The 11,713-nt window shown below is 68.5% G+C and carries 12 protein-coding genes; 3 read left to right on the forward strand and 9 right to left on the reverse strand.

Annotation, left to right across the window (positions count from 1 at the left end):
- From ACWDU1_RS20945 to ACWDU1_RS20985, 9 genes are all read right to left on the reverse strand, one after another.
- Nucleotides 1-1,002 (reverse strand): HAD-IIIC family phosphatase (locus ACWDU1_RS20945; protein WP_450000742.1); only part of this gene is annotated, 1,002 nt, incomplete at its 3' end.
- On the reverse strand, nt 1,002-2,015 hold the full coding sequence (locus ACWDU1_RS20950) for a 3-oxoacyl-ACP synthase (protein ID WP_450000744.1): 1,014 nt from the start codon (nt 2,013-2,015) through the stop codon (nt 1,002-1,004). The genes ACWDU1_RS20950 and ACWDU1_RS20945, both read right to left, overlap by 1 nt.
- A gap of 5 nt (nt 2,016-2,020) precedes the next feature.
- Nucleotides 2,021-3,157 carry an acyl-CoA dehydrogenase family protein gene (locus ACWDU1_RS20955; protein WP_450000745.1) on the reverse strand — a complete coding sequence of 379 codons (1,137 nt, stop codon included), beginning with the start codon at nt 3,155-3,157 and terminating at the stop codon, nt 2,021-2,023.
- Nucleotides 3,154-3,438: an acyl carrier protein gene (locus ACWDU1_RS20960; RefSeq protein WP_450000747.1), complete on the reverse strand. Its 285-nt coding sequence runs from the start codon at nt 3,436-3,438 to the stop codon at nt 3,154-3,156. Before ACWDU1_RS20960 ends, ACWDU1_RS20955 begins: the two co-directional genes overlap by 4 nt.
- 157 nt (nt 3,439-3,595) lie before the next feature.
- The gene (locus ACWDU1_RS20965; protein ID WP_450000749.1) at nt 3,596-4,714 is read right to left on the reverse strand and encodes a glycerate kinase; all 1,119 of its coding nucleotides are present in this window, start codon (nt 4,712-4,714) and stop codon (nt 3,596-3,598) included.
- Nucleotides 4,715-4,755: 41 nt separating this feature from the next.
- On the reverse strand, nt 4,756-5,556 hold the full coding sequence (locus ACWDU1_RS20970; protein ID WP_450000751.1) for an ABC transporter ATP-binding protein: 801 nt from the start codon (nt 5,554-5,556) through the stop codon (nt 4,756-4,758).
- Nucleotides 5,557-5,573: 17 nt separating this feature from the next.
- The gene (locus tag ACWDU1_RS20975) at nt 5,574-6,614 is read right to left on the reverse strand and encodes an ABC transporter substrate-binding protein (protein WP_450000753.1); all 1,041 of its coding nucleotides are present in this window, start codon (nt 6,612-6,614) and stop codon (nt 5,574-5,576) included.
- Between the two features lie 44 nt (nt 6,615-6,658).
- Nucleotides 6,659-7,531: an ABC transporter permease gene (locus tag ACWDU1_RS20980; protein WP_450000755.1), complete on the reverse strand. Its 873-nt coding sequence runs from the start codon at nt 7,529-7,531 to the stop codon at nt 6,659-6,661.
- Between the two features lie 126 nt (nt 7,532-7,657).
- Nucleotides 7,658-8,698 carry a LacI family DNA-binding transcriptional regulator gene (locus ACWDU1_RS20985; protein ID WP_450000756.1) on the reverse strand — a complete coding sequence of 347 codons (1,041 nt, stop codon included), beginning with the start codon at nt 8,696-8,698 and terminating at the stop codon, nt 7,658-7,660.
- A 176-nt stretch (nt 8,699-8,874) separates the two neighbouring features.
- Between ACWDU1_RS20985 and ACWDU1_RS20990 the strand changes: the two genes are divergently transcribed.
- The 3 genes from ACWDU1_RS20990 to ACWDU1_RS21000 form a co-directional block, all read left to right on the forward strand.
- Nucleotides 8,875-10,038 (forward strand): Gfo/Idh/MocA family protein, encoded by a 1,164-nt coding sequence (locus ACWDU1_RS20990; RefSeq protein ID WP_450000757.1) that lies wholly within the window; start codon nt 8,875-8,877, stop codon nt 10,036-10,038.
- Complete coding sequence (locus ACWDU1_RS20995; RefSeq protein ID WP_450000759.1) at nt 10,035-11,225, forward strand: dihydrodipicolinate synthase family protein; 1,191 nt, start codon at nt 10,035-10,037, stop codon at nt 11,223-11,225. The genes ACWDU1_RS20990 and ACWDU1_RS20995 overlap by 4 nt, the downstream gene beginning before the upstream one ends.
- On the forward strand, nt 11,222-11,713 hold a 492-nt coding region (locus tag ACWDU1_RS21000), incomplete at its 3' end, for a sugar phosphate isomerase/epimerase family protein (RefSeq protein WP_450000760.1). The genes ACWDU1_RS20995 and ACWDU1_RS21000, both read left to right, overlap by 4 nt.

Below are 11,713 nucleotides of genomic sequence, written 5' to 3' on the forward strand. Positions count from 1 at the left end.
AGCGGTGTGGGGCGCCGCGGTGTGCCCGTCGTGACCGAGCAGTACCAGTTCCGGGTCCTGTTCCAGCACGACGAATCCGGCGAAGCGCAGCGTGACCAGCATGACCCGGTTCACCTCGGTCGGCACGAACTCCGCGACACAGCGCTGTCCGCGCGCGTCCGCCCGCTCGACCAGGTGCGCCAGCAGCGCGCCACCGATCCCCCGCGACATCACCCGGCAGGACATGAGCATCAGGAGCAGGACCGAATCCGTGCCGCGCACCTCGGTGACCGCGAGCCCGATCGCGCCGTACTCGCCGAACCGGTCGCGCAAGGTCGCGATCAGCACCTCGTACGCGGGATCGGCGCTCAGCTCCCGCAACTGCTCGATATCGAAGGTGCGGCCGGTCGTGTTGAGCTGGTTGGTGCGCACCGTGAGTTCGTGCGCGCGGTCCAGATCCGCCTCACGCGCCCGGCGCACGGTCATCTCCAATCCGAGGCCGAGCAGGAATTCGGTGTCCGAACCGGCGAAGGACTGCTCGCTGGTCCGCCTGCGCGCTTCGGCACGGTAGCGCTGCCTGCGCTCGCGGGCGTCGCGGGTGACGACCGCCGGGCTGAACTCCGCGCGATCCGGGAGATCCGCGACGTCCTCGGCGGCATAGCAGCGCACCTGGGGCAGCGCGGACGCCACCTCGGCGCGTTCGACCGGGTCGTTGTCGACGAAGGCGACGGCGTCCAGGCCGAGGTTCAGCGACTCCGCGATCCGGCGCACCGCCGACGATTTGGGCTCCCAGCCGATCCGGGTCGCGCAGAACATCTCCTCGACCCCGTGCGCCGCCAGATGCGCGAGCGCCGGAGCGGGTTCGCCGCGGCTCGCGACTGCGTGCACGATGCCTCGCTCGTCCAGCAGCCGCAGCGCCCGCCGCGCCTCCGGACGCGGCGCGCGGGCGTCGCCTTCCAGTACCACACCGTCCCACAAGGTGTCGTCCAGATCCCACACCAGGCATTTCACGATCGTGTCCATCAAGACATCCCTCCCCCGTCGCCGTCCGGCAGGCGACGCAGCAGGCTGGTGCTCCACGCCGCCACCGGACTGCTGTTCAGGAGCAGCAGGTGATCCCCCGGCGCGCGAGTCCGCGCCGCGAGGTCCAGGTTGACCAGCACATCCACCGAGCCGAGGTGGCCGAACCCGGCGAGGTTGCGTCGGCAGGCCGGATCGATGGCGACGCCGAGCGCCTCCTCCCAGAAGGTGTATGCGCCGGCCGACAGGTTCTGCATCAGTACCGAACCCAGGTCGTTCATATGTAGTCCGTTGCGGGACAGGATTTCCTCGTTCATCGCGGTGAACCGTTTGCGGCTTTCGACCGCGAGCCGGAAGCTGTAGGTGGCCTCGTCGGCGCAGGTCTCGCGCCACTGATCCGACGGCAGGTCGCGGTAGTCGATCCGGAACAGGTCCGCGTAGCGGCCGTCACTGCGCACCTCGTGGTCGACCAGCTGATACCGGCCCCGATGTCCGGTACCGAACACCACGGCGGCGGCCCCGTCGCCGAGGATCGTCATCGGCGCGCGATAGCGGAACCGGGTCGGCGCGGTCGCCGCGGCCACGACGAGTACGGTGCGGAACCGGGTCTCCCCGCGCAGCAGCGCCGCCGCGAGGGTGAACGCGGCCGAGATCGACACGCATCCGAGTTCGCCGATCCCGGCGACGAACGCGCGATCCGCACCGAGGCGCTGCTGGAGTCGCGTCGCTTCGGAGGCGAGCAGATAGCGCGGTGCGCGCCCACCGACGACCAGCAGCGCGTCGAGTTCGCTCGCCGCCGTCCCGGCCCGCTCGAGTGCCCCGAGGGCCGCCGCGGCGGCGAGATCGTGCTCCGCGGCGTCATCTTCCGCGGCGGTGCCGGCGCAGCGCACCGAGGTGATACCGAGCGACAGTGCGTGCGCGCGACGAACGGGCGGCAGCTCCGACAGCTCGGCGAGACCGGCGACCGCGACGGTGGATTCGGGAAAGGCGGTCGATACCGGACCGAGGGAGATCACGGGAGTCACCCTCGGCTCTCCGGTACGAGGTCCGCGGCGGCGCGGGATTCACCGGCGGACCGCAGCACGAACTCGCCCAGATCCTGTTCGGCGATCTCGCGGGCTCCTTCGATGATCTGCATGACCTTGGCATCGCGGTAGAAGCGCCCGGCCCGGTTGCCGGGGGCGCAGCCCGCGGCGCCCAGCATCTGCACCGCGCGCTCACTCACCGCGCACGCTGCGCGGGCCGCCGCGTATTTCGCGGCGACAGTGGTGAGATGCGCGGTCGGTTCGCGGCCGTCGCGGTCACCGGCCGCGCGGAGACACAGCGCCTCCGCGCTCGCCACGTCCACCCAGCTGCGTCCGAGCACGGCACGCACCGATTGGTGGTCGGCGAGCCGGGTATCGCCCTGGATCCGGTCGTGCGCGTGCGCCGCGGCGTCGCTCAGGCAGGCCCTGGCCATTCCGGTGCAGCCCCACGCGATCGTGTACCTGCCGTGGTCGACGGCGGTTCCCAGCACATGCGACAGGCCGAAACCCGCTCTGCCGATCATGTTCCCGGCGGGCACCCGCACCGCGTCGAAGGCCAGATGCGCGAGGCGCGCGCCCCGCATCCCCAGCTGATCGGTCACCGGTTCCACCCGCACGCCGGGCTGATCCGTCTCCACCAGCGCGGCGACCGGGCCGTCGTCGGATCGCCCCACCACCAGCACCACATCGGCCAGCGCCCCGAAGGTGACCCATAGCTTGCGGCCGGATACACGTCGCTCGGGCCCGGCGCCCGTGAAGCGGGTGGTGATTCCCGAAAGGTCGCTGCCCGCTCCGGCTTCCGTCGCCGCGAGCGCGGCGACCTGCTCGCCACCGGTCAACCCGGGCAACCAGTGCGTGCGCTGTCCGGGGGTACCCCAGCGGTTGATCGTCGCGGCGACCAGGCCCTGCACCGTGAACAGCGAACGCAGCGACGTGCACACCGCGCCCAGTTCGGCCGCCGTCCGGCCGGTTTCCGACGCGTCCGCCCCGCGACCGCCGTAACGCGCCGGGCTGTCCATGCCGAGCACGCCCGCTTCCGCCGCGGCGGCGACCATCTCCCGCGGCATTCCCGTGCTGTCCCATTCGGCCGCCCCCGTGGCGGCGCGACGCAGCAGCGATTCCAGCCGGCTCACCTGCCCGCACCGAGGCCGGCGGCCGGACCGCATTTGCGGGTGACGAAGGCGGCCGCGCGCCGCGCCGTCCGGAAATTGTCCAGGTCCAGGTCGTCGATCTCGATCTCGATGCCGAAAGTGCCCTCGAGGTAGGCGACGATCTCCAGGGCCCGGAGTGAATTCACCAGACCCATACCGAAATAGTCGTCATCCGGCCCTAGACGGGTGGCCGTCACCACACCGAAATACCGCACCAGCCGCTCCACCAGATCCGGATGCGGTGGGGTGCCTTCGTCGCTCATGACCTGCCCGTCCTCGCCTGGATATCATCTGCCGGATATCCAGGCGAAAAGCTAGCAGCGCGCAGCGCGCGACGCGTGCCCCCAATTCCTCTGCCGCCAGAACTCACGGATGAATTCACAAGCGCGCGTAGCGGTTACGGAGGCGTCCGGTCCGAGCTCAGGGCACCGTGGTGGTCATACTGCCGATCCGCCGGCCGATCCGGGTCAGCAATCGCCGGGTGAGTTCGGGGTCACCGGCGGTATCGCGGTCGGTGTAGTCGCCGAGGGAGTGGACCGTCGTGAATCCCGCCGGCCCCCACCGATCCGGAGACAGCGTGCTCCGGCCGGCGACGGCGACGACCGGAACCGGGTGGGCGCGGCGGGCCACCACCGCGGGCAGTTTCCCGTTCGCGGTCTGCTCGTCGATACTTCCTTCTCCGGTCACCACCAGGTCGGCCTCGGCCAGGTGCCGATCGAATTCCAGCAGGTCGAGAAAGTACTCGGCGCCCGAGACGACCGTGGCACCGAGCAGTATCGCGGCGAACCCCATACCGCCGGCGCTGCCCGCACCGGCCGTGGCCGCGGCGGCGGACGCCTGCGGATGGCCGCTGCGGGAGAACGCCCGAACGAGGTTGCGCAGACCGGTTTCGAGAAACCGCACCTCGGTGTCGGTGGCCCCCTTCTGCGGCCCGTACACCGCTGCCGCCCCGTCCGGTCCGAGCAGCGGGTTGGTGACATCGCCGGCGACCACGAGCTCGACCCCGGCCAGGCGCACCGCCCGCGACGAGTCGACAGTGTGAACCCGCCCCAGATTCCGACCGCACCCGCGCAGTCGTACTCCGCTCGCATCGGCGAAGGTGAAGCCGAGGGCCGCGAGCAGTCCCATACCGCCGTCGGTACTCGCACTGCCGCCGAGGGCGAGCACAACTCGGCGCGGCCGATACCGTAATGCTTGCGAGATGGCCTGTCCCATACCGAGACTGCTCGCATCCAGGGGCAACAGACGACCGTTCGGCAGGGTGGCGAGACCGCAGGTATCGGCGACCTCGACCACCGCGGTGCCGTCGCGGACGGCGATGCGCCCGTATCTCGGCGTCCCCGCCGCTGCGGCCACCGTCACCGGATACGGCACGAACCCGGCCGCCACCGCGGCGTCGACGCTTCCGTCTCCGCCGTCGGCCACCGGCATCCGGTAACCGCTCGCCCCGGCCGCCACCAGACCCGCCGCCAGCCGGTCGGCGACCTCGGCCGCGGAGAGGCTTCCTTTGAACTTGTCCGGGGCGAGCAGAACCCTCACGCGATCGGCTTCCTGTCGGTGGGTCGGGCGAGGATCCGGTATCAGTCCGCTGCCGCCGCCGAGCCGAGCAGATCCCGGACCCGGTTGGCGACCGTCATGAATTCCGGTGTCTCCATCGTCGCGGCGTATTTCCGGTGCGCGGGCAGATCGACATCGAGCTGCTCGACGATCCGGCCCGGCCGCGGGCTCATCACGACCACCCGGTTGGCGAGGTAGACGGCCTCGGCGACCGAATGGGTCACCAGCAGCACCGTGGTGCCCGTTTCCCGCCAGATCCGATGCAGTTCGACGTTCATCCGTTCCCGGGTGAGCGCGTCGAGAGCGCCGAACGGCTCGTCCATCAGCAGTACTTCCGGTTTGTGCAGCAGCGCCCGGCACAGCGAGACACGCTGCTGCATCCCACCGGAGAGTTCGTGCGGGAGAGCGTTCTCGAATCCGCCGAGCCCGGTCATCTCGATGAGACGCGCGCATTCGGCCGCGGCCGCGCGTTTGTCCAAACCGCGCATTTCGGCCTGGAGCAGGATGTTCTTGCCCACGGTCCGCCACTCCAGCAGTGCGGCGCGCTGGAAGACGTAACCGATATTGCGCTGCGGCCCACGCACGGGGGCGCCGGCGAGTTCGACGCCGCCCCCGCTCGGGTCGGTGAGACCGGCGACGACCTTCAGCAGTGTCGATTTGCCGCAACCGGACGGTCCGACGATCGAGACGAATTCGCCCCGGCGAACGTGCAGATCGACATCGTGCAATGCGGTGACCTCGCCGCGTTTGGACGAGAACCGTACGGTCAGACCGTCTACCGCGACAGCGGTATCGGTGCGGGCGATGGTGTCGGAGGTTGTCATATCGTCACCTGCTCCGGTCACGGCTTGCTGGTGGGTGTGAACTGCGATGCCCAGTACTTGGCCGGGTCCTCGGTCTTGTCGAGCAGCTTCGCGCCGCTGAGGACCTCGACGGTGGCGCGCCAGTCCGCCTCGGAATTGGTCCCCGGCGCCTTACCCGCGGTCTCCGGTGTGGTGAGCAGCGGGATGGTCTGCTGCCACTGCTGGAGCAGTACCTGCTGCGGCGGCAGCTGCGGATCCTTGCCCGCCATCGCGGCCACCGCCGCCTCCGGGTTCGCCACCGCGGCGGCGAACGCCTCGCTCGTCGCGTCCACCATGGCCTGTACGAGCTCGGGCGAGGATTCGATGGTGGCCCGGTTCGCGATCAGGCCGTTACTGAAGAAGTTCAGGCCCTGCTCCGAATACCGCAGGTAACGGACCTCTTTACCGCTCTTGTTCGCGATGGTGGGGCCCTGGTCGTGCGCGAATCCGATGAGCCCGTCGACGCGACCCGCCAGCATCGCCGACATCTTGCCCGCCGAGTCGAGGCTCTGCTGGGTCACCCGATCCGCCGGAACGCCCGCCTTGTCGAGGTAGACCGGGAACGTCGTGGTCGGGGCGTCACCCGCGGAGACGGCAATGGTCTTACCTGCCAGATCGGCCGGGGTCCGGATATCCGAATCGGCGAATACCTGCACTGCCGAGGGCGTGGTCTGCAGGAAGACGCCGACGCTCTCGATCTTGACGCCCTTGTCGATATTGCTGAGGACGGCCGGTGTATCGGCCCAGCCGAAATCGGTCTGCTCGGAACCGGTGGCCTGCGCGGTTTTGGTGGAACCCTGTCCGGCCGAGATCTTCAGATCGATACCGTGCCTGGCGAATATGCCCTCTTGCACCCCGTAATAGAACGGGGCGTGCTCGCCGTAGGGGTACCAGTTGAGCATCAGGGACACCGCGGTGGTGTTCCCGTCGGTGCCGGGATCCTTCGCGCCGGCGCCGCCGCCCCCGCAGCCTGTCAATACCAGGACCGATGCCACCGCGGCGGCGCCGATCGTCGTGAGTGTGCGAATTCCGAATTTCATACGAGTTCTCCAGCTGTGGCCCGGATACGGGGTGTTCGACTTGCTCATACCGCGCCGGCGACCGAGGCCGTGGATCGACGGGAGGCGTGCCATGGAATGAGGAACTGCTCGGCGATTTCGATGATCGCGAACAGGATGGTGCCCAGCAGGGACATGATGATCAGGGCGGCGAACAGCATCGCGGTGTCGATATTTCCGTTCGCCTGCAGAATCACATAGCCGAGCCCTTCGTTCGCGCCCACGAATTCACCGACGACCGCACCCGTGACCGCGAGCGTGGCGGCGATCTTGAGGCCGGACATCAGCTGTGGCAGCGACGCCGGAAAACGCACTTTCACGAACGTCTTCCAATTGCTCGCGCCCATGGTGGAGGTGAGCTCGAGAATTTCGGGATCCACCGAGCGCAGTCCGGCCATACCGGAGATGACGATCGGGAAGAAGGCCATCAGTACGGCGACGAGAATCTTGGGGCTGGTGCCGAAGCCGAGCCATACGATGAACAGCGGGGCGATCGCGATTTTCGGGATGACCTGCGCGAAGAGAATGAGCGGGTACATCGTCCGCTCGACACCGCGTGAGTAGATCATCACCAGTGCGACGATTTCACCGATCACAGCGGCGATCACGAAGCCGACCACCGTTTCGTAGGTCGTCACCCAGGTGTTCTGGAGCAGGTATGCCGAATTGTCGGCGGCGGTGCGCCAGGTATCGGCCGGCGACGGCAGAATATAGGGCTCGACGAATTCGAACTCGGTAACGGCCCACCAGGCGATGACGAGCACCGCCACCAGGGCGAGCGGCCGCCATATACTCGACCACATATTCGACAGGGATGGGAGCTTCCGGCGCCGGGCGCGGACGGGTTGCGTCGCTTTCGGCGCGGAGGAACTGGCCTCGACGGACGTGACTACCGCCATCTGGGGTCCTAAAGCTAGTAGTGGAGCGGGGTTCGCACTACACCCGCCGGGAATGCGCTTTCCGAAGCTGTGAACGAGGCTAGTGTGATCCGACCCACAGTGTCAAGGGGTTCCGATTGCCGCAGGTCAGGGCGTGCGCAGCACGCTGCTTTCGCGCAGGATGACCCGGCCGGGCACGAATTCGCGGGTACGCGAGACGGTGGCGGAGCCGTCCAGCGCGAGCGCCACGGCCCGCTCACCGATATCGGCCAGGGGTAGCGCCACCGTCGACAGACCGGGCACATGGTCGCGCAGCGTCGGGATATCGTCGAAACCGGCGACACAGACGTCGCCGGGGACCGCCAGCCCGAGTTCACGCCACGCCGCGATCGCCCCGATCGCCATCACATCGCTCACGGCGAAAACACAGGGCGCGGCGGCAGTGGCCGGCCCGGGACGCAGCTCCAGGGCGGCGGCGAGGCGCCGCGCGGCACTGAAACCACCGTCACGCGAGAAGTCTCCCGCGATCTCCACCAGCGGTGTCACCCCCTGCGCCGCGAGCGCTTCGACGAACCCGTTGCGCCGATCGACAGCCGTCCTGATATGGCCCGGACCTCCGATGACGGCGAAATCCCGGTGCCCCAGACCGAGCAGCGCGTGCGCCAATTCCGCTGATGCCGAGTGGTTTTCGGGTTCCACCGCGGCACCGAAGGATAGCGGCTGCCCGATCACCACGACCTTGCCGCTGTTCTCCAGATACCGCGCGCACTCCTTCTCGAGGTCACGGTCCAGATCACCGCTCTGGCGCGAACCCGCCAGGATGATCGCATCCGCGCGATGCGAGATGAAGGTGCTCACGGATTCCCGTTCGATATCGAAATCACGTTGCGTACTGGCCAGCAGCACGAGCTTTCCGGCCCGGCGCGCGGCGGCCTGGACGCCCTGCACTATCGAGGAGAAGTACGGATCGGCGATATCGTGCACGACGAGCCCGATGAGCCCGGTCGATGCGCGCGCGAGGGCCTGGGCCTGGGCATTCGCCACATAGCCCAATTCGGCGGCCGCGGCCCGGACACGGTCGGCGACACCCTCGCCGGGCACCCGCGACGAGCCGTTGAGTACCCGGGAGGCGGTCGCCTGGGAGACACCCGCGCGGGTCGCGACATCTTGCAATCTCACAGCCGCCATGGCTTCGTGCCTCGTTCTCTCGGTACGTATGGGGGTTGACCGGACTTCGCGACTAGCATAGCTTGGAAAGCGCATTCCGACGCTGTCTCGTCCACTCGGCGTAAGCGGGTTCCTCCGCATCGCCCACGACCCGTTCTGCGGTCGTCAGCCACGCAAATCAGAAGAGGCACATACCAATGCCCGATTCCACTCCCCCGCGCACGCTACGCATCGCCATGAACGGCGTCACCGGCCGCATGGGCTACCGCCAGCATCTGATGCGATCGATCCTGCCCATCCGCGACAGCGGTGGACTGCTGCTGCCCGACGGCACCCGCGTTGCGGTGGAACCCATCCTCGTCGGTCGTAATGCCGCCAAACTGGCCGAACTCGCCGAACAGCACGGTATCGCCGAATGGAGTACCGACGCGGCCGCCGTCATCGCCGATCCGTCCATCGATATCTATTTCGACGCGCAGGTCACCGCACGGCGCGCCGAGGCCCTCGCGGCGGCGATGAAGGCGGGCAAACATGTCTTCACCGAGAAACCGACCGCCGAGACGCTGACCGAAGCCGTCGAGCTCGCCCGGGTGGGCGCGAACGCCGGCGTCACCGCCGGAGTGGTGCACGACAAGCTCTACCTGCCCGGCCTGGTGAAGCTGCGCAGACTCGTCGACGAAGGTTTCTTCGGCCGGATCCTCTCACTGCGCGGGGAGTTCGGTTACTGGGTCTTCGAAGGCGACGGCCAGCCCGCCCAGCGTCCCAGCTGGAACTACCGAGCCGAGGACGGTGGCGGGATCGTCGTGGATATGTTCTGCCACTGGAACTATGTGCTCGAGGGCCTGCTCGGCAAGGTCGAGGCGGTCACCGCGAAAGCGACGACGCATATCCCCACCCGCTGGGACGAACAGGGGAAGCCGTACACGGCCACCGCCGACGATGCCGCCTACGGGATCTTCGAGATGGAGAACGGCGTCATCGCCCAGATCAACTCGTCGTGGGCGGTGCGCGTGTACCGCGATGAACTGGTCGAGTTCCAGATCGACGGAACGCACGGCTCCGCCGTCGCCGGCCTGCGCACCTGTGTCGCGCAGCAGCGCGCGCATACCCCCAAACCGGTCTGGAATCCGGATCTGCCGGTCACCGAGCCGTTCCGGGAGCAATGGCTGGAAGTACCCGCGAACGCGGATCTGGACAACGGTTTCAAGCTGCAGTGGGAGGAATTCCTCACCGATGTGGTGCACGAACGGCCGCACCGCTACGGGCTGCTCTCCGCCGCGCGCGGTGTCCAGCTCGCCGAACTCGGGCTGCGCAGTTCCGCCGAAGGCCGCCGGATCCAGGTCCCGGAGGTCACCCTGTGACCGCGGCGTCCACCGGCGTCTCGGTCGTGCTGCCCGTCGCCGACCGGCTCGAACCGTATGTTCTCGGGGCGCCGGGCGCCTGGACGAAGCCGGCCCGCCCGATCACCTCCCGGGTGGCTTTCGCTGCCGCGCATGTGATTCCGCGGCCGACGGCCGACAACACCCCCGGTTACCCCGCGGCGGTCGATTGGGACGCGACACTGGCCTACCGGCACGAATTATGGTCCTACGGGCTCGGTGTCGCCGACGCCATGGACACCGCCCAGCGCGGGATGGGCCTCGACTGGCAGGCGACAGCGGAATTGATCCGCCGAACCGGCGCCGAGGCGGTATCGGCCGGCGGCCGGCTCGCCTGCGGAGCCGGAACCGATCAGCTCGACCCCGCCGGGCTGCCCGCCGGATCGGCAGGACTGGCCCGGATCGTGGACGCCTACCGCGAGCAGATCGACGTGGTGACCGATGCCGGAGCGCAGGTGATCCTGATGGCATCGCGGGCACTCGTCCAGGTCGCCCGTTCGGCCGCCGACTACCTCCACGTCTACGAGAAACTACTGGCAGGTGTGGATCGGCCGGTGATCCTGCACTGGCTGGGCACCATGTTCGATCCCGCGCTGCGCGGATACTGGGGCAGCGCCGATATCGATACGGCCACCGAGACGTTTCGCACCCTCATCGAGAACAACCGATCGAAGATCGACGGGGTCAAGGTCTCGCTGCTCGACGCGGCCCACGAAATCGCGCTCCGACGCGCGCTGCCCGACGGGGTACGGCTCTATACCGGCGACGATTTCAACTACCCCGAGCTCATCACGGGCGACGCCCAGGGGCATTCGGACGCACTGCTGGGTATCTTCGCGGCGATCTACCCGGCCGCGTCCACCGCGCTACAGGAACTCGACAACGGCAACGTGACGCGAGCTTCGGAGATACTCGGCGCCACCCAGGATCTCGGCCGGCATATCTTCGCCGCGCCGACGTACTACTACAAGACCGGTATCGCGTTCTTGTCGTGGCTCAACGGCAGGCAACCGGGTTTCGTGATGGTGGCGGGATTGTCCACCGGCCGGTCCGTACCGCATCTGGCCGAACTGTTCCGGCTCGCGGACAAGGCGGGGTTGCTGTCGGACCCGGAACTGGCCGCGCACCGCATGCGGGTCTATCTCGAACTGAACGGAATCGGCTCATGACATCTACCGCGGTACAACAAATCCCGTTCGATACGGCGGCGCCATACCGGTCGCTGTCGTTGAACACCGCGACGACGAAGCGGTGGACCCTCGCGGAGGCGGTGTACGGTGCCGCCCGGGCGGGGCTCGGCGCGATCGGGCTGTGGCGCGATCGGGTCGACGAGATCGGGGCCGCCACCGCGGCGAAGATCGTCGCCGATGCGGGGTTGCGGGTCTCCAGTCTGTGCCGCGGCGGTTTCCTGACCGAACCGGGCGCGGGCGGCGCGGCACTCGACGACAACCGCCGCGCCATCGACGACGCGGCGACACTGGGCACGCGGGAACTGGTGATGGTGGTCGGCGGAATGCCGGACCGCGACCTCGCCGCCGCACGCGGGCGGGTGGACGAACGGCTCGCGCAGCTGGTGCCCTACGCGGCCGAGCGCGGCGTCCGCCTCGCCCTGGAACCGCTGCATCCGATGTTCTGCGCCGACCGCGCGGTGATCTCC

The sequence above is a fragment of the Nocardia sp. NPDC003345 genome, from assembly GCF_053589395.1.

Excerpts from the sequence above, each read along its gene's own strand:
- ACWDU1_RS20960 (WP_450000747.1), bottom strand. The coding sequence starts at position 3,438 with ATGAGCGACGAAGGCACCCCACCGCATCCGGATCTGGTGGAGCGGCTG.
- ACWDU1_RS20970 (WP_450000751.1), bottom strand. The coding sequence starts at position 5,556 with ATGACAACCTCCGACACCATCGCCCGCACCGATACCGCTGTCGCGGTA.
- ACWDU1_RS20975 (WP_450000753.1), bottom strand. The coding sequence starts at position 6,614 with ATGAAATTCGGAATTCGCACACTCACGACGATCGGCGCCGCCGCGGTG.
- ACWDU1_RS20980 (WP_450000755.1), bottom strand. The coding sequence starts at position 7,531 with ATGGCGGTAGTCACGTCCGTCGAGGCCAGTTCCTCCGCGCCGAAAGCG.
- ACWDU1_RS20985 (WP_450000756.1), bottom strand. The coding sequence starts at position 8,698 with ATGGCGGCTGTGAGATTGCAAGATGTCGCGACCCGCGCGGGTGTCTCC.
- ACWDU1_RS20990 (WP_450000757.1), top strand. The coding sequence starts at position 8,875 with ATGCCCGATTCCACTCCCCCGCGCACGCTACGCATCGCCATGAACGGC.